Annotated in this window: 16 protein-coding genes and 3 pseudogenes; 15 read left to right on the top strand and 4 right to left on the bottom strand. The window is 54.7% G+C overall.

The annotated features are described in order from the left end of the window. The first annotated feature begins 26 nt into the window (after positions 1–26). From ACRZ96_RS08055 to ACRZ96_RS08040, 4 genes and pseudogenes are all read left to right on the top strand, one after another. On the top strand, positions 27–1,334 hold the full coding sequence (locus ACRZ96_RS08055; RefSeq protein ID WP_170423104.1) for an AAA family ATPase: 1,308 nt from the start codon (positions 27–29) through the stop codon (positions 1,332–1,334). Further along, positions 1,331–2,437, top strand: a complete 1,107-nt coding sequence (locus ACRZ96_RS08050; protein ID WP_480771819.1) for a ParB/RepB/Spo0J family partition protein — start codon at positions 1,331–1,333, stop codon at positions 2,435–2,437. Before ACRZ96_RS08055 ends, ACRZ96_RS08050 begins: the two co-directional genes overlap by 4 nt. Positions 2,438–3,198: 761 nt before the next feature. Beyond that, positions 3,199–4,491: pseudogene (gene istA / locus ACRZ96_RS08045) on the top strand (IS21 family transposase); the annotation flags it as partial. Beyond that, positions 4,488–4,862: pseudogene (locus tag ACRZ96_RS08040) on the top strand (ATP-binding protein); the annotation flags it as partial. The pseudogenes istA and ACRZ96_RS08040, both read left to right, overlap by 4 nt. Here the strand turns inward: ACRZ96_RS08040 and ACRZ96_RS08035 are convergent. Continuing rightward, positions 4,857–5,538 (bottom strand): annotated as a pseudogene (locus ACRZ96_RS08035) (IS6 family transposase). The pseudogenes ACRZ96_RS08040 and ACRZ96_RS08035 sit on opposite strands and share 6 nt — an antisense overlap. 380 nt (positions 5,539–5,918) lie before the next feature. After that, on the bottom strand, positions 5,919–6,371 hold the full coding sequence (gene mntR / locus ACRZ96_RS08030; protein ID WP_480706356.1) for a manganese-binding transcriptional regulator MntR: 453 nt from the start codon (positions 6,369–6,371) through the stop codon (positions 5,919–5,921). A gap of 116 nt (positions 6,372–6,487) precedes the next feature. Here mntR and ACRZ96_RS08025 point away from each other — a divergent pair, with 116 nt between their 5' ends. The 4 genes from ACRZ96_RS08025 to phnE are packed head-to-tail and all read left to right on the top strand — an operon-like array spanning position 6,488 to position 10,711. Then, positions 6,488–8,341: a cytochrome c peroxidase gene (locus ACRZ96_RS08025; RefSeq protein WP_480706358.1), complete on the top strand. Its 1,854-nt coding sequence runs from the start codon at positions 6,488–6,490 to the stop codon at positions 8,339–8,341. Beyond that, positions 8,341–9,201 carry a phosphate/phosphite/phosphonate ABC transporter substrate-binding protein gene (locus ACRZ96_RS08020; protein WP_480615653.1) on the top strand — a complete coding sequence of 287 codons (861 nt, stop codon included), beginning with the start codon at positions 8,341–8,343 and terminating at the stop codon, positions 9,199–9,201. Before ACRZ96_RS08025 ends, ACRZ96_RS08020 begins: the two co-directional genes overlap by 1 nt. Next, positions 9,198–9,968, top strand: coding sequence for a phosphonate ABC transporter ATP-binding protein (locus ACRZ96_RS08015; RefSeq protein WP_480814386.1), 771 nt, complete (start codon positions 9,198–9,200; stop codon positions 9,966–9,968). Before ACRZ96_RS08020 ends, ACRZ96_RS08015 begins: the two co-directional genes overlap by 4 nt. Beyond that, the gene (phnE, locus tag ACRZ96_RS08010; RefSeq protein WP_480814385.1) at positions 9,968–10,711 is read left to right on the top strand and encodes a phosphonate ABC transporter, permease protein PhnE; all 744 of its coding nucleotides are present in this window, start codon (positions 9,968–9,970) and stop codon (positions 10,709–10,711) included. The genes ACRZ96_RS08015 and phnE overlap by 1 nt, the downstream gene beginning before the upstream one ends. A gap of 7 nt (positions 10,712–10,718) precedes the next feature. Here phnE and ACRZ96_RS08005 read toward each other — a convergent pair whose 3' ends face one another. Further along, positions 10,719–11,468 (bottom strand): transglutaminase-like domain-containing protein, encoded by a 750-nt coding sequence (locus ACRZ96_RS08005; protein ID WP_480706366.1) that lies wholly within the window; start codon positions 11,466–11,468, stop codon positions 10,719–10,721. Positions 11,469–11,565: 97 nt separating this feature from the next. Next, positions 11,566–11,994, bottom strand: a complete 429-nt coding sequence (locus ACRZ96_RS08000; protein WP_170637694.1) for a MerR family transcriptional regulator — start codon at positions 11,992–11,994, stop codon at positions 11,566–11,568. Between the two features lie 177 nt (positions 11,995–12,171). Between ACRZ96_RS08000 and ACRZ96_RS07995 the strand changes: the two genes are divergently transcribed. From ACRZ96_RS07995 to ACRZ96_RS07965, 7 genes are all read left to right on the top strand, one after another. Next, positions 12,172–12,771 (top strand): SCO family protein, encoded by a 600-nt coding sequence (locus tag ACRZ96_RS07995; RefSeq protein ID WP_480706368.1) that lies wholly within the window; start codon positions 12,172–12,174, stop codon positions 12,769–12,771. Positions 12,772–12,776: 5 nt separating this feature from the next. Next, entirely contained in the window at positions 12,777–13,199 is a 423-nt protein-coding gene (locus tag ACRZ96_RS07990; RefSeq protein ID WP_480706369.1) for a disulfide bond formation protein B, read from the top strand. Then, on the top strand, positions 13,196–13,855 hold the full coding sequence (locus ACRZ96_RS07985) for a DsbA family protein (protein WP_480706371.1): 660 nt from the start codon (positions 13,196–13,198) through the stop codon (positions 13,853–13,855). The genes ACRZ96_RS07990 and ACRZ96_RS07985 overlap by 4 nt, the downstream gene beginning before the upstream one ends. 18 nt (positions 13,856–13,873) lie before the next feature. Beyond that, positions 13,874–14,353: a copper chaperone PCu(A)C gene (locus ACRZ96_RS07980; RefSeq protein ID WP_480706373.1), complete on the top strand. Its 480-nt coding sequence runs from the start codon at positions 13,874–13,876 to the stop codon at positions 14,351–14,353. After that, entirely contained in the window at positions 14,353–14,979 is a 627-nt protein-coding gene (locus ACRZ96_RS07975) for an SCO family protein (protein ID WP_480706375.1), read from the top strand. The genes ACRZ96_RS07980 and ACRZ96_RS07975 overlap by 1 nt, the downstream gene beginning before the upstream one ends. Beyond that, positions 14,976–16,343: a peptidoglycan DD-metalloendopeptidase family protein gene (locus tag ACRZ96_RS07970; protein WP_480706377.1), complete on the top strand. Its 1,368-nt coding sequence runs from the start codon at positions 14,976–14,978 to the stop codon at positions 16,341–16,343. Before ACRZ96_RS07975 ends, ACRZ96_RS07970 begins: the two co-directional genes overlap by 4 nt. Before the next feature lie 103 nt (positions 16,344–16,446). After that, positions 16,447–16,608: a hypothetical protein gene (locus ACRZ96_RS07965; RefSeq protein WP_170508463.1), complete on the top strand. Its 162-nt coding sequence runs from the start codon at positions 16,447–16,449 to the stop codon at positions 16,606–16,608. Positions 16,609–16,611 lie beyond the last annotated feature (3 nt).

The raw sequence follows: 16,611 nt of genomic DNA, 5'->3' as shown, positions 1-16,611 counted from the left end.
ACGTCCAGAAGAATGAGAACTGAGGCATGTACACGCACGAAGACCTGAATGCATTGCGCACCCAGTCCCTGAAATTGCAGGGCTGGATTCGCCAGCAGACTTTCAGCCCTGAGATGGAGAAGACGCTAAGGCGGTTCTCAAGCTGGGAGGTGTCCGAGCTGATCTTTAAGGTGAACCAATCGACTTTCCGAGGAAAGCTGGCCGCCGATCCTTCATTGCCGGGAGGCGAGGTCGAGCCTGATGGGCGGCAGCGTTGGTTTAGTCTGGAAGAGGTAAATGAGCTCAGGCGGCGGCTTAAGGTTAATCGCAAAGCGCTCACTCCCCCACGCCCTGCGGGCAAGCGGGCGGTTCGGGCCGCTGTTGCCAATTTCAAAGGGGGGGCTGGCAAGTCGACAGTGGCGTTGCATCTTGCGCACGCCGCTGCTCTGGACGGCTACCGAGTATTAGTGGTGGATTTTGACCCTCAGGCGACGCTCAGCCATTCGATGGGTCTAACCGATGTCGCTGAAGATTTCACCGTCTGGGGTATCATGGCGCGGGATCTGATCCGTGAAACCGAGCGCATGAATAACCGCCCTGCGGCTGCGGAGTCAGGAACTGCCCTGCCCCGCCGAGAATTACCACCTTCTATAACGGATATGGGCCTCGGCGAACTGCGCATTTCTGATTTTATCAAGCAGACCTCATGGTCAACGATTGATGCGATCCCTTCTTGCGCCAACGCTGCTTTCGTCGAATTCGCATCAGCACAATATCGGCACCTGAATCCTGAGTGGTCTTTTTTTGCTGCTGTGTCCCGCTATCTGGATCAAATACCGAATGATGCTTATGACCTGATCCTGTTCGATTGCCCGCCTGCGATAGGATACCAATCCATGAATGCGGTGTTCGCAGCAGACATGTTGTATATCCCGTCGGGGCCCGGATACTGGGAATACGATTCAACCACCTCATTCATTGGACAGTTGGCTGAAGCCCTCGAAGATCTGGCCTATGGTTTCGACAAGACCTTACCCACGGGTAAGATTGGTTTACCCAAGACATTCTGCGAAATTCGGTTTTTGCTTACGCGCTACGAACCGGGGAACGCACTGCACACAGCGATGTATGACGCATTCCGCAAAGTCTTTGGTGAGCACCTCGCCGAGCACCCGGTCGAGATGACGCGTGCGGTCGAGCAATCTGGTCGGTTCCTGAGTTCAGTTTATGAGATGGATTACCGTGAGATGACGAGGGAAACCTGGCGTCGCGCGCGTTCGACATTTGATAATGTTTATGATGAATTCCGGGGCGTCATGCTATCGGCCTGGGACAAGCTGGAGGATGACGTATGAGCCGAAAACGCAGAATGTTCGATATCGATATGCCAGCGATGGAAGAAATCCCGGTTGGCAAGGTTCCGGATAAAGCGCTTGAGAAAAGGCGCGGACCAATGGCTACTGCAATCTCCGAGAACGCTAATGCGCTACGCGACCAGCAAACTACCGAAGATGCAATCAGAGTCGAAAATGACAGGTTAGCGCACGAGCTTGTGCGACTACGTTCAGAAGGGTATGTTACTGAACAGATCGCATTGGCGGATGTTGTTACCGAGCGCCTGACGCGCGACCGCAAGCCTGGCCCTGATCCTGAGTTGGATGAGTTGAAGGCTTCTATTCAGGATGTGGGTCTTTCGAACCCGATCCGGGTCGAGCGTCGCAACGATGGACGCTTTGAGTTAATTCAAGGAATGCGCAGATTATCGGCATTTCGCGCATTACTTGAGGAAACTGGCGACGCGCGATTTGCGACGATTCCGGCCGGTGTTTCTGACGTTGCAGAGCTGGATGATAGCTATCGTCGCATGGTCGATGAAAACCTGATCCGAAAGGATATCTCGTTTGCGGAAATGGGCGCGCTTGCGCGTGCCTATGCGGAAGACCCTTCCAATGATTGTCCGGATGTCGACAAAGCGGTTTCAACCTTGTTCAAATCTGCAAGCTATACCAAGCGCAGCTATATACGGGCATTTGCGAGTTTGCTGGCCATGTTGGAAAAGGTTCTTATGCACCCAAACGACATTCCACGGAATGTGGGTGTTGAACTCAAACGAAAGCTCGACTCTGATCCTGGATTGATCCGACAAGTCAGTACGGCTTTGGTGAGTGAACCAAATCGCAACAGCGTGCGCGAAGTGGCCATTCTTCGCGATTTTCTCACAATCGAAAATGCGACCGCCGCTAAGCCAAAGGCTGAAGCCGTAGATAAACCACGCCGCGCGAAGACAACGTTTCAGGTAAGGAGCAGGGCAGGGATTGCAAAATGTTCTGCATCCAGCGGAAGGATCGAACTTCGCTATGATCTCGACTTTACCCGTGTCGATAGGGCTAAATTAGAACGTGCTGTGGCCACTTTGATCGAGGATCTGCGAGAAGAAGACGATCTTACCCACGGGTAAGACGGGCTTAGCGAGATAGATCCGAAGCGCGGCGCTGGTTAATTTCAGCGCCGTTTTTTTGCACAAACTGGACAGCTGTTTGAGTCAGAACCTCACGAGGTCATCTGAACCATTTGATCGTACCACCCGGACTCAAACGCTTGTTTTGTGCTTCGGACGGCTGCATTCCGAGCAGAGGCGATGACATCAAGTCCAGTTAATTAATATAAGGCGTCGCGCCGCATTGATGTTAAACTGGGGCAGGTGATCTGCAAATTATTTAGTTTGTCACGGCGGAACTGATGCACAGTCTATGGGATAGGGCAGGGACCACGCCACGGCCTCAATCTTCGTGCGCACCGCCGCTGCTTTTCATCAGGAGAACTATCTTGGCGTGCGGTAACATATTCATAGCACTTGAGCATACAACGGTGTGGCGGTGAGTACCTATCAATGATTGGTATGAACGTGCCGTGGCTTGCCAGAGAAAGCGCGGCGATCGGTTGAATGATCGACAATAGAGAGCATCGTGTGTGAGTAGTGCGCAAAATGTACTAATAACTACTATTATTAATTCTGTCGGTCTGCAGTTTCATGCAGTAAGAGAATGTGATTTCGGCGGCATTCTTCTTCGCAAGTTTCCTGGGCTGAACAGGCGGTGGTTCTGTCGTAAACTCTGCTCCCACTTGTCAGATCGAACGCAGTCCTGTTAACGCGGGCTGGGACGTGACAGGAGCAAACTGTGACGATCACTTTGAAAGGCGCGCATTTTCCAATATCAATGGTTGTCGGAGGATCGGCAGCGACCGCGCAAACAGCGGCATATGGTCAAGCGGATCTTCGAGCAGTAGCGGGATGAGCATGGTTTCGAGGGTGGTTACACCATCATCAAGGACTATGTTCGGGAGCATGGTCGACAGCATCGCGAGATGTTCTTACCGCTTGACCATGCATCCGGCTATGCTAAGGCCAATTTCGGCGAAGCAATGGTGGTGATCGGTGGCATTGAGCAGAAGGCTCACTTCATTGCCTTGGATCTGCCGTAAAGCGATGCCTGCTACATCCGCGCCTATCCTGCGGCGGCTGCCGAGGCCTGGATGGACGGGCACGTCCGTGCCTTTAGGTTCTTCGGGGCCGTTCCGCGGTCGATCCTTTACGATAACGACCGGTGCCTTGTAGCAAAGATCGAGCCCGACGGAACTCGCAGGCGTGCGCGGCTGTTAAGCGAAATGCTGTCCCACTACGTGATCCAGGTCCGCAACGGGGCGTCCTGGTACGGGCAACGACAAGGGATCCGTCGAAGGGCTGGTGGTTATTCCCGGCGCAATTTCATGGTGCCGATCCCGAACTTTCCAACCTGGGATGCCTTCAACGACAGGCTTGAGAGGCAGTGCCAAAACGACAGGCGGATAAGAAGCGCGGGCATACCGCGACGATTGGCGAGCGGCTTCAGCATGACCTGGACGTGATGGCTGCCTTAACGACCACGCCCTTCGAAGCCTGTAACTAGGCAACAGGCCGGGTCAATTCGCTCGCGTTGGTACGTTACAAAACCAATGATTATTACTTTCCGGCGCCTACGGGCATAGAGATGTCTGGATCCGTGGCTATGTTGACCGGGTGGTGATCGGATGTGGTGGTGAGGTCATCGCGCGACAAATTCGCAGTTACGACCGTGAGGACATGGTCTTCGATCCGGTTCATTACTTGCCGCTGATCGAGAAGAACATAACCGTTTTCGAACAGGCAGCTCCGCTAGCCGGATGGGAGCTTCCCAAGGTTCGATGCTCTCAATAAGATTATGGAGACACGCATGCTGAAAGCCGGAAGGCGCGAATACGTGCAGGTCCTACGGCTGCTCGAAAGCTTCGAAATGGAGGAGATTCATGCTGCAGTGAATACGGCTATCCAGATGGGGTGATCAGTTTGATGCCGTGAAACAACCGGTGCTGTGTCAAGTGGAGCGGCGGCCGCCGAGGCTCGATCTGAATGTCTATCCGTACCTGCCGCAGGCCAAGGTGGCGACGACATCTCTGGCCAGCTACATGTGCCTGACAACAGTTGCTTCGACATGACGGAGACGCCACAGGTCCTGCTGAACCATCAACTAAAAAAACTGAAGCTGCCGACCATCCTGCGGGAATACGACAAACGGGCTCGGCAGTGTTCCTCCGAGGGCCGCGACTATGTTCAGTTCCTGGCCCGGCTGATCGAGCTCGAACTATTTGACCGGGAAAGGCGGATGATTGAGTGCCGGATCAAGGCGGCTCGGTTCCCAGCGACCAATAGTCTCGACAGCTTTGACTTCTCCGCGATCCCGAGCCTCAACAAGATGCAGGTGCTGGAACTGGCGCTCTGCGAATGGATCGACCGCTGCGAGAACGTCATCGCTCTCGGCGCCAGCGACACCGGTAAGACCCACGTGGCGCTTGGTCCCGGGTTATCCCGCCAGCTGGATAAATTGCTGAAATGGACAGAGTCCGGGCGTGAATTGAGCTTTGCGGATCATTTTGACCAATTCTATACCTGCCAAGGCAGATGCTGCCGAAGCGAAAGATTTGAAGCCCAGCATGAATCTGATCCTTCGTTTGATGAAGTGGTGATCTTGTTCAATGATGGTATTGAGGTATTTGCGCTTGACCATCTCAATCGGGATTGGACAACTGAAGCTCTTGAGTATATTACTAACTGCCTTGATGCCGGCCATGTTGGTAAAACTACTGTCGATAACGATCTTGCGCGGTGGACCGTTCACCTCAAGTGCGCGGGCAAAAAACCTCGTCGCAGCAGCTTTGTTCCGGTGCTCGGACAGCATGAAATCAAGGGTCTTGCCGTGTTTATCGATCGCTCGATAAAGATATATCCATTTCCCTTTGGCCCGCACATATGTTTCATCCATTCGCCACAAACGTCGACGGATGCTTTCTATAACGCGCTGTGTCCGAAATGAGACCAGCATATTGACTGAACCAGCGGTTCAGTGTTGCAAGATCCAGATTAACGCCGCGTTCCGCAATGATTTCCTCCAGGTCACGGTATGAAACACCGCAGCGTAGGTAGAAGAAAACCGCGTGCAAAATCACGTCTTTCGAAAAATGCGCACCCTTAATTGAGATCGTCACGGCCTGCTGCTGTCATATTCCAGCCCACGTTAGCAGAACTGCGTTCGATCTGACAGGTGGGGATGGAGTTTGCGACAGAATTTGTTCGTCTGTTCAGTTTGAGGGTAGTTGCTGTAGTCGGGCTTTTTGTCGCTGGAAATCTTAACGCCGATTCTTAATTGGGCCAGATCGACTACCGAATTGGCTTCTTGTTTTTTGAGGGTTCATTTACTTTGCGTTCTCTGCGTCGGCATCTGTATCAATCTTCTGGTACCACGTTGTTTCGCGCCGGGCCACACACCCTCAGATAGTGTCACTATCTAGCTTTAGCTTAAGACAATCTCTGTCTATTTGAAATTAGATATACCAAATTTCGCCAGTAAAATTGAAGTTTCCAGCTTCTACTTTGTTTCCTCAGTCCGCCCAACGAATCCTTTAAAAACTGCAAGAGTTTCTTCGCTTACATGATGCTCAATGCCTTCAGCATCATGCTCTGCGACTTCCGGTGAAACGCCCAAGGCGATCAGGAACTCCACGACAATCCGGTGACGCCTTCTACAAGCTTCCGCCAATTGACGCCCGGCATCGGTCAGTTGAAGTGAGCGGTAGGGAATTTGTTCTATGAAACCTTCTCGTTTCAAACGGGCCAAATTCTTCGAAACCGTAGGTTGGGTTACGCCCAACCGCTCTGCTATTTCGACCGGGCGCGCCGAGCCATTCTGATGGATCAACTCTGCAATAAGTTCAACGTAGTCTTCAACCATTTCGCTTTGGTGGGCCTGTCGCACAGCCTCAAATCCACTCGCCTGGGTATCAATACTACGATCTGAATCTTGCGGTGTCGTTTCAGTCATCGGCTCACGATTAGGTCGTTAATCCAGTCACTAGTGTATGCACCTGAAAGCCGAACTTGACAATGAGCATGCCTTCATCAATAAATTAGACAAGGCTAATTTTAATAGACAGAGCTATGAAATATCTAATAGCGTCCACACTTCTTTGCGCATTGCCAGTGATCGCCGATGCCACGGCGATTGAAGAATCTCCTTGGGCTCCGCGCGCTGCCGCGTATCGACTGACCTTGTTCATGGGAAATCTAACCCCGGTTCCCTGGGATGAAATTGAGAGGAGTTGGACCTCGCCCGCACCTGTCAGTGACATTCAGGTCGCTCCATTGTCACGCGTTTCCGACAAAGAGGCGCTTGCGATCAACCAAGCTATGCAAGCCGAAGATCTCCAGGCGCTGTTCGAAGCAAGCACAATTGCCATTGCTGAGGGAATCCTGCGCCATCTGGATGTCGCAAAGACCGCGTTGGGTCAGCCTGAAGCGGCACGCGAGGTTGCACAAGCGGCAGCTCTGTTCCGCGCATTCGAAGATGGTATCAAGGCTGCGGATGCGTCGGCGGCTCGCGATCTGGGCCGGGCATGGCTGGTTCTGAACTCTACCCTTGGCAGCGCAGGAGTACTGGGCAATGGTGCACAAACGGTGGATGCCGACCAATTTGCGGAAGCTCAGGCCATTGTCGCTGCCTATATTCGTGCCAACTATCTGCCATCCGAGTATGCCCAACGCGACAAGTTAACACCGCTGCCTGAAACAGTTGTGCTTTCCGGCGAACAAATCACCATGCCCGCCACGCTGCCGCCAGGGTCGAACATCGGAGATCAGGCGCAGCTGCCGCGGCTGGTTCTTCAGTTTGAAGAGGCGGGTGAGGATGAAGCCAATCTACCGCTGGTGGCCTATGGCGATATGCTGTTCGACAGCCCTGAAATCTTCGGCGGCCCGGCGCGCGAGTTAGGCATCGCCTGCTCGACCTGCCACAACCGCTCCGACGTGAACCGGGATTTCTTCATACCGGGCCTGTCATCCCATCCGGGTGGGATGGATGTGGACGGTTCGTTCTTCAATCCAATGTTCAATGACCGGACCGATGATCACTTGGACACGCCTTCTATGCGTGGCATCCGCTTTACCGCACCTTATGGCCGCGACGGGCGCGAACCCAGCCTACGTCGCTTCATCCGAAATGTGATTGTGACTGAATTCGCCGGAAAGGAACCAACACCGTTCCAACTGGATGCGCTGGAAGCCTATGTCAAACAGTTCGACTTTCTTCCCAACCCAAAGATCGACCGGTCCGGCAAACTGACCGATCTGGCGTCAGATGCCGCCAAGCGCGGGGAGGTGCTGTTCAACACCAAATTTGCCGGACTTGGTGACAAATCCTGCGCTTCGTGTCACACGCCTGACCGTCAGTTCCGCGATGGTCTGACCTACGACATCGGCAGCGCGGAACCACCATTCCCCGGCGGCACGGCTACCGCGTTCGAAACCCCGACACTGCGCAACGTCAATTTCACTGCACCTTACATGCATGACGGATCGCTGCCGACGCTGGCCAGCGTTGTTGACTGGTTCAATGACACCAAAAATTTGGGGTTGGACGAAGCACAGCGCGCAGATCTGACGGCCTATGTCGAAGCTGTCGGAGACGGTGAAGACCCCTATCAAGTATTCGAGGGTCGCAACAGCGTATTCCGCTTGTCCTGGGAGGAGCTGACAACATTCGCCAGCACGCTCGATACCCTGCTGCCGATGCAGGATGCCGAAAACATAGCGGTTCTGATCGACACAGTAGCTCCTGATCTGGCCGCGGATGCCAGTGTCATGGTCAATCAGAACGCCAAGCCCGAAATCTACGAATTCGCCGCGATCCTGCGAGCGGTTGGCGATGCCAGCGCCGAAGGTAACTGGACCGAAGCCACCCGCCAGTGGGAACTGTTCAAGGCCATGCAGGCCGAAATTGACGAGAGGATGTTCTGATGTTGTCGCGCCGCAATTTTCTGGTCGCTGCAGCCGCATCTGCAGCCCTGCCCGTAATGGCTGCAACTGACCGGGGGCTGAAGCTGGCCTTCATCCCGCAGGAGAACCCCGAAAAGCTGTTGGGTGACATCAACGTCATCACCGGCTGGCTTTCAGAGCAGATGGGCGTCCCGGTCACGGGGTTTGTCACGTTCGACCACGCTGCTGCCGTTGAGGCGCTGCGCAACGGTGATGCCGATATCTCGTTCATGGGAGCGTTGCCCTTTGTGTTGGCCGAAGACCAGATCGGCGCCGTACCGCTATTGTCCGAGGTTTATCGCGGGCAACCCAGCTATTCGGGCCGGGTCTTCGTGCGGCGTGACAGCGGAATCGAAACGCTGGCAGATCTCCGGGGACGTGACATCGCCTTTTCCGATCCGGTCTCGGAATCCGGTTACATCTATCCCCTTGATCTGTTTGTGCGCGCCGGGCTGTTCTCGGGCACGGGCGATGCCGACAGCTTTTTCGGGCAAAAATTCTTTGCTGGCGGATATCAGCAAGCGATGCAGGCCATGGCCAATGGGCTGGTCGATGCTGCGGGCGCGAGCCAGTATGCAGATCTCTATCTGACTCCGGATCAGCAGGCCGAGGTCAAGGTGCTGGCGGAATCAGAACAAATTCCCAGCCACGCAATCATTGCCCGCCCTGATCTGGACGCCGGGCTGCAGGCGAAGTTCATTAAAACCATGCTGCGCCTCAACGAGAGTGAGAACCGTCACCTGCTGGCTTACCTCTATGGCCCGGACGGGTATCTTCCTGCTGATCCTTCGGTTTACGAAGGCGTGCGCGAGACTGCGCGGCGCTATGGGTTTCTGAAATGAACCCTATAGTTTCACTCAACGCGGTATCGCAGCACTTTGCCAGTGCGGCAGCTCTTTCAGATGTTTCGCTGTCGGTGCAGCCCGGTGAAAGCGTCGCGCTACTCGGTCCTTCGGGTGCGGGCAAATCAACGTTGCTGGCGTTGTTGGATGGTCGTTTGAGTGGATGGCAGGGCGAGGCACAGGTGCTGGGCAAGCCACTTTTGGCAACTGGGATTCCATCCCGCGAGGACCGTGCCAATACTGGCTTTGTCTTCCAGGAATTCGCATTGGTTGATCGGCAGAGTGTTTATCAGAATGTGATGAACGGTCGGATGGGCCGGATGAATATCTGGTCCTCACTCTGGGGTCGGTTTCGGGAAGAGGACCATATGTGCGTGACACGAGCGCTTCAGGATACGGGGCTGTCCGATCTGGCAAGCCGCCGTGCCGATCAGTTGTCGGGTGGACAACGGCAGCGCGTTGCGATTGCCAGATGTCTGGCACAAGAACCCGAGTTGATCCTTGCGGATGAGCCCGTCAGCAATTTGGACCCTGCTCACGCCGAACGCATTCTGAGCTTGATCACCAGCTCTGCACGTAGTCGCGAAATCGGCGTCATTTTCAGCTCGCATCAGCCCGACCTGTCACGCCGCTTTGCTGAGCGCATCATAGGCCTGCGAGATGGCGTGGTATTGTTCGACAAACCGTCGGCTCAGTTGACCAGCGGGGACATCGATGAACTGTATCACGGTGCCGGTGTCACATCGGGGCTGCGGGTAGTCAGTTGATGGGTCGATCCGTCATTTGGATCATACTGGTACTGGCGATCCTGTGGTCGCTGACCAGCGGGGATATGGGATTGGGCAAGCTGCCAGGCGCGGGACCCCGTCTGGTAGAGTTTTTGGGGCGCATGATCCCACCTGACCTGTCCGTTTGGCGCGAGGTTCTGACCGGGCTGGCGGAGACTCTGAGGATCGCCATTCTGGGAACATTGTTTGCCGTGATCCTGTCGGCGGGACTGGCCGTTTTGGCTTCTGAAACTATGGTACCAACAGCGATCTGGCGTCCCGTCCGTGCCTTGCTTGCGGTTATCCGGTCGATCCCACTGATCCTGGTCGCTATGCTAATGGTGGGCGCTGTTGGGTTGGGCCCGCTTCCCGGTATACTGGCAATCACATTTCACGCGACCGGCATGTTGGCAAAGTTCTATGCAGAAGCCATCGACAATGTTGCCACCGCTCCTGTGGCGGCGCTTGAAAGCGCAGGGGCCAACAGAATTCAACAGTTGCGTTGGGCAATCTGGCCGCAGATGGCGCCTGTGATCATGCGCGATACCGTATTTCGGTTTGAGCTAAATCTGCGCGAAAGCCTGATACTGGGCATTGTCGGTGCCGGTGGCATCGGGTTGTATGTACAAACCTACGTACGGTCGTTTCATTATGAAAAGGCTGCGACCGTGACGTTGGCAATCATCGTTTTGGTTTTATTGTCAGAGGCACTGAATACGGCCTTGCAAAAGCGCTTCAGTTGAGGCCCCACTATGTATTTCCGTGTGTATGCGTGGCCGCCATTCGAGCCTTCAGCTTCCCATTGCGGAGGGATCGAACGCGTGCGTTCATCCAGTGACGGAATATGAAGCGATAAAGCCAACCCCGAATGCTGCCGAAACTTTGCGCATGATCAGCATAGAACGCATCCGGACTATCAAAAACGCCAAAATCCTTCACGATTCCGGTTTTCTGAATGTACGTGTCACGACCTTCCCATTCGACCTGAGGGGTGCTCAAACAACGGGTACCCGCCCCATAACCGCACAGGCTTTCTGTTTCTGCAAAGTTATGCTGCAAGGCCTCCAGGTATGGCTGATCCAGAATAAATCCTTCGAGGTTGACCCAACGACCGTCTACTTCGACTTCGACCCACGAATGCAAGATTTCTTCTGGCGCCAGCGGATAAATCAGTTCGGGGACCACACCCCTCTGCAACTCTTTGTGGATCGTAAAGCCATGTAAACGGCATCGGATACCGCTGCCGCGAAATAGTGCCATCAAAAGCGTACCCTTGGTATTGCATTGCCCATAGCCGTTGGCGAGCACCTCTGATGCCGGGATATCGTCTGCACGGTTGTAACCAAAGGCAATCTCGTTACGAACGAAATCATAAATAGCGCCAATTCGATCCCCGATAGGCAGATCGGGCCAGCGCCGTTCCGTTATGAGCCCAGAAATTGCGGGTGTTTCAAAATCAAGCAGAGGTGTGGCGGTTAACAACGGGTCTCGGTTCAGCATTTGGTCTCTCGTCGAATCAACTCAGAAAGACTTGTAATTGCTACAGTGACTGTAGCTTCAAGAGGCTATTTCCAGTTCGCAACAACGCTGCCCAGGGTTACGCGCCGATGTCTTCGTGATCAGTAAGACATTCGGAATGATCGCGTAGAACTTCGAGTACACGACAATCCGAGGCGTTGCCGCCACTGCATTCATGCACCATGCGCTCCAGCTCGGTTCGCAACGCTTCTAGCCGCGCCATTCTTTGCTCAATTTGTTTGAGTTGTCGGCGCGCAATACTGTCGGCTTCATGACATGGGCGATCCGGATCGTCGGACAAATCAAGCAGTTCGCGTATCGCCTCAAGCGAAAACCCCAATTGGCGGGCGTGACGGATAAAAGCCAGGCGATCCAGTTCGGTATGGCCATAACGCCGCTGGCCACCTTCGGTGCGCCCCGGTTCCGGCATAAGTCCGATCTGCTCGTAGTAGCGGATCGTCTGAACCTTGGTTCCGGTCTTTTTTCCAAGCGTTCCGATCGTCAGCATCTGGGTCTCCTTACAAAGCTACAGCTTATGTAGGCTCGGGTTGACGCCGCACAATAGAACCTTCCAGCCGGTGGACCTGTGACACCCAGCCGCAGGCTCAAAATCCCCTTTGAACCTCTAGCAGGTAGAGGGTGTACATGCCGTTCTGAACCAAGAATCACAGGCGGACGGCTAACTTTGAAACTGACCGTATTTCAAAAAATCTTATGGGTACTGGCTGGTGTCGCAACGGCGGCATTTGCCTATTTGATGCTGTGGTCAGAATATAGACCTGCGCGGATTGAGGAGGGGTCTGTTCCGTTCGAAGCCAGGTTCGAACTGACAGATCACTCTGGTGTTGTCCGTACCCAGAACGACTTTGCAGGCAAGTGGATGTTGGTGTTTTTCGGTTTCACCAACTGCCCCGACGTTTGCCCTACAACACTGTCCGAGGTGGCAGCAGTGCAGGAAGGTCTGGGAAATCAATCAACCCAAGTGCAACCTATCTTCATATCCATCGACCCCGAGCGCGACACTCCGGCCGTCCTGGCCGAGTATGTACCACTTTTCGATGCGGGGATCATTGGGCTTACAGGCACGCCAGAACAAATTGCGCAAACGTCCAAGACCTTCCCGATATTCTACGAACGGATCGAACAAGCCACTGCGCCGGATGGATATACGATGGGGCATACCTCTCATCTGTTTCTGTTCAACAAGGACGCTGGATTCGTCCAGTCCTGGTCATATGGCACGCCTGCCGAAGAAATTCTTGCGGATCTGAAACAGAGACTCTGAGCACCATGACCCGGTTTTTCAAAGATACACTTCTCGGCCTGGCCTGGGCGATTGCCTTGGTTGCTTCTCTTTCTGTTCTGTTCATTGGAGAGATCCTGGGGCAGACGCCCTGTGTGCTGTGCTGGTTCCAGCGTGCGTTCATGTTCCCATTGGCGATCGTACTGGGGCTTGGCCTGTGGTGGCAGGACCAGAACGTGGGCCGATATGGGATAGCACTGGCATTGGGGGGCGCTGCTGTCGCCTTGTGGCACATGGGCCTGTATGCTGGTCTAATCCCCGAAAAAATCCAACCATGCTCGGCCAGTGGTCCGTCCTGCACGGACGCAAATCAAACTGTTTTGGGCATCCCGATTCCGCTGATGGCGCTCGTTTCATTCGCGCTAATCGGCGTTCTGTGCGCCCTTTCACTCAAGGAGAAACAAGTATGAACAGACGTGGCCTGATTTTGTCCGTTCTCGCATTCGGTGGTGCCGGATTCGGAGCCGCTTCCTGGTACGTGAACCGTCCGGCTGCTTCAGGCAATACCGAGCCTGTTGCACCCGAAATCGCTGAAACACTTATCCGTTCCTACTCGCCTGTTCTCGGCCCAAAGGACGCACCGGTTACAATCGTCGAATTTTTCGATCCGGCTTGTGAAGCCTGCCGTGCCTTTCATCCGGTCGTGAAGGACATAATGGCTCAGCATGGAGACGCCGTGCGCGTTGTGATCCGGTACACCCCTTTCCATGGCGAAGGCTCAGAGGAGGCGATCCGCGTGCTTGAAGCGGCACGCATGCAGGGGGTCTTTGAACCGGTCCTGGAAGCCGTGCTGCGAGAGCAGCCCAAATGGGCCGCGCATGGTGCGCCTGAGCCTGGTCTTATTATTCGAATTGCAGCAGCGGCGGGACTGGATGCCGAGGCAGCGCAGGCACAAATGCTTGCGCCCCAGACAGTTGGTGTTCTCAATCAGGATCGCGCTGATGTCGAAGCGGTCGGTATAAGGCAAACTCCGACATTCTTCGTCAATGGCAAAGCTCTGGATCCGTTTGGTGAGGCTGAATTGAGACGCCTGGTCGCTGCAGAAGTTGCAGCACTGCAAAGCTGAGCAGTAGCGAGAGGTACTATGAGACTCACTGCAAAAAATACACTTCTGGCAGGTGTGCTTGCCGCATTCGGCACCACTGCCATTCTATCGGCACCTGCACTGGCAGGGGGCGGCGATGTTGTCGTTGAAGATGCCTGGTCGCGCGCTTCAATTGGCACCAACCGACCTGGCGTCGCTTACATGACGATCAGCAACACCGGCAATGAGGCCGTCACGCTGACGTCTATCCGCACCGATCTTGCGATGATGCCCGAGATCCATCAGACATCGACCAATGCAGAGGGCGTCAGTTCCATGGCACCAGCTGGCGAGCTGGAAATTGCGCCGGGTGGTTCCGTAGCGCTTGAGCCGGGCGGGCTCCACGCTATGCTCATGCGGCTGCAACGCCCTATGACTGAAGGCGAGAGTTTTGCGCTGACTCTGATCTTTGCTGATGGTACAGAAAAGACCGTCAACGTGCCGATATTTGGTATTGCTGCGCGAGGCCCCGAGAACTGATGCAGCGGCGACGCGTTCTCACATTCGGGGCTGCTGGACTTGGTGCAATCGGGCTGACACTCTTTGCCGGATGGTGGCAAGTGGATGGGCCGGGAGCGGCTCAATCTGATCGCCTTCGTCCCCTTGCGTTGTCAGATATGAACTTTCGCATGGTTGATCACGAAGGGACCACCGTCACCCCGCAATCGCTCGTCGGACGTGCAACAATGGTGTTCTTCGGCTTTACCTACTGCCCGGATGTTTGCCCGACGACACTTTCGGATATTTCCCTCTGGCTGGATGATCTGAGCAATGACGCGGATGAATTGAACGTCGTGTTCATAACCGTAGACCCTGAAAGAGACACAGTCGAATCTATGGCCGACTATGTCAGCTACTTTCATCCCGCTGTCCGAGGGTGGGTCGGCGTTTCGGGCCAAATCGCTCAGGCCGCAGACGATTTTCGCGCCACTTATGAAAAAGTTCCAATGGAAGATGGCGACTACACAATGAATCACACTGCAAGTGTATTTCTGTTTAGCCCCACAGGCGAATTTGTCAGCACCATCGACTATCATGAGCAGAGAGAATTCGCTGTGCCCAAGATCCGTCGTGCTTTGAAAAGTGGAGCGGATAAAACATTATGAACGCACGGTTTCTAGCAACCTCGGCAATCGCGATCAGCAGCGTCTCAATTGCTTCGATCGTGTTCATTGCCTCGAACAGGTCTGAAGTGACGGCGCCTGCGCCCACGGTCTTTCCGGTGCCCAAGCTTCCTGCGGAACCGCAGATCACATCGGCTCCGTTGCTGAACGTACCATCAGCAGAACTCGCTCCAAGCCCCGTTTCGTTTCGACCTGCTCAACCGGAACCCATTCAGGCAGAGGAACCTTTGCCACCTGTTGAACCACCTTCACGGACATGGACACGCGAACTTGCGTTGGGTGACACGCTCGACAGTTTGCTGTCTAAAGCCGGGATCAACGCAACCGATCGGGCCGAAATCGCACTTGCGCTTGGCGCTGAATATGATTTGCAGCGTTTGCGCCCGGGCCACTCGATAACAGTCGTTACAACCGCAGCGGATCAACCGCAGAGCGTGGAGCTTGCGGTGGAAGATGGTGTAAGAATCGAGGTGCTACTCAGCGAAACGTTGTCCACGCGCGTGGTCTCGCCAGAACCCGACACCGTCATTCTGGCCCGCAAAACAGAGATCGAAACTTCGATTTCAAATGCGTTGAGTAGCGCAAAGATCCCGGTTCGTTTTGCGGTGGATCTGGCGCAGATGCTGAGCGGGACAGTGGATTTTCGGAGGGATCTGACAGGTGGTGAAGCTCTCCGTCTTCTCTGGCGCGAAAAGAGCATCGATGGCGAGAGAACAGGCCAGCCAGAACTCATTTTTGCGGCGCTGGAGGTTGATGACCAACTTTATGAAATAGCATGGCCAGATGCCGAAAATGGCCGCGCCACAATCTATGTCGATGGTGAGCTTCTTCGCGTCTTCTCGCAGCCAGTCGAGGGCGCGCGCCTGAGTTCAGTCTTTGGTCGGCGAAAACATCCGGTCTACGGAAATGTTCGGATGCATACAGGTGTCGATTTTGCTGCCGCACGTGGTACTCCGGTGCATGCGACGGCCCCGGGCCGCGTGTCTTATATTGGTTGGCGCGGGGGGTATGGGCGTGTGGTCGAAATCGCTCATGGATCGGACACGGTCACGCGATACACGCATCTTAGCGCAACCGCCGATGGTCTGACCAAAGGTCAGCGCGTGGAGGCGGGCCAGGTGGTTGGTCGTGTCGGGTCGACCGGCACCGCGACCGGCCCAAATCTTCATTATGAAGTATTGGTCGACGGGCGCCCGACAGACCCGCTATCTGACGATCGACTTGCTGCCGCTGCGAATGACAAGGTAGAAAACGAAGCAGCGCAAAAGCGATTAAGTAGTGCACGGGCACAGCTTGAGAAGCAGCTGGGCGATCTCACTGCCAAGAAACGCGAAGCTAACTCGTGAGAGTTCTTTCAGAACGCCTTCAGACGCGCGGCTATCAGTTTGACGGTTTGAACGCCTGAAGTGAACTGCACCGCAAATGAACAAAATCAGAGGATGTAAGATGATGGCAATCACGGGTGCCTTGGTTGGCGCCGTTTGGGGTAGGGTCCTGGCAAAGCGCCGGAATGGCAACAGCCTTGATATTCTTCAGTACGCCGCAGGATATGCCATCGCTTTTGGCCTGGTGGCGTTTTTCCTTTCGATCACAGTTGTGCGCTTGATGTAACGC

It is taken from the genome of Ruegeria sp. CF1, assembly GCF_056537445.1.
The sequence above is the reverse complement of the archived record's forward strand: the minus strand, read 5'-3'. Positions and strand labels throughout refer to the sequence as shown.

Bases quoted from the DNA above. Each gene is read 5' to 3' on its own strand.
- ACRZ96_RS08055 (WP_170423104.1), top strand. From the start codon at position 27: ATGTACACGCACGAAGACCTGAATGCATTGCGCACCCAGTCCCTGAAA.
- ACRZ96_RS08050 (WP_480771819.1), top strand. From the start codon at position 1,331: ATGAGCCGAAAACGCAGAATGTTCGATATCGATATGCCAGCGATGGAA.
- mntR (WP_480706356.1), bottom strand. From the start codon at position 6,371: ATGACTGAAACGACACCGCAAGATTCAGATCGTAGTATTGATACCCAG.
- ACRZ96_RS08025 (WP_480706358.1), top strand. From the start codon at position 6,488: ATGAAATATCTAATAGCGTCCACACTTCTTTGCGCATTGCCAGTGATC.
- ACRZ96_RS08020 (WP_480615653.1), top strand. From the start codon at position 8,341: ATGTTGTCGCGCCGCAATTTTCTGGTCGCTGCAGCCGCATCTGCAGCC.
- ACRZ96_RS08015 (WP_480814386.1), top strand. From the start codon at position 9,198: ATGAACCCTATAGTTTCACTCAACGCGGTATCGCAGCACTTTGCCAGT.
- phnE (WP_480814385.1), top strand. From the start codon at position 9,968: ATGGGTCGATCCGTCATTTGGATCATACTGGTACTGGCGATCCTGTGG.
- ACRZ96_RS08005 (WP_480706366.1), bottom strand. From the start codon at position 11,468: ATGCTGAACCGAGACCCGTTGTTAACCGCCACACCTCTGCTTGATTTT.
- ACRZ96_RS08000 (WP_170637694.1), bottom strand. From the start codon at position 11,994: ATGCTGACGATCGGAACGCTTGGAAAAAAGACCGGAACCAAGGTTCAG.
- ACRZ96_RS07990 (WP_480706369.1), top strand. From the start codon at position 12,777: ATGACCCGGTTTTTCAAAGATACACTTCTCGGCCTGGCCTGGGCGATT.
- ACRZ96_RS07985 (WP_480706371.1), top strand. From the start codon at position 13,196: ATGAACAGACGTGGCCTGATTTTGTCCGTTCTCGCATTCGGTGGTGCC.
- ACRZ96_RS07980 (WP_480706373.1), top strand. From the start codon at position 13,874: ATGAGACTCACTGCAAAAAATACACTTCTGGCAGGTGTGCTTGCCGCA.
- ACRZ96_RS07975 (WP_480706375.1), top strand. From the start codon at position 14,353: ATGCAGCGGCGACGCGTTCTCACATTCGGGGCTGCTGGACTTGGTGCA.
- ACRZ96_RS07970 (WP_480706377.1), top strand. From the start codon at position 14,976: ATGAACGCACGGTTTCTAGCAACCTCGGCAATCGCGATCAGCAGCGTC.
- ACRZ96_RS07965 (WP_170508463.1), top strand. From the start codon at position 16,447: ATGGCAATCACGGGTGCCTTGGTTGGCGCCGTTTGGGGTAGGGTCCTG.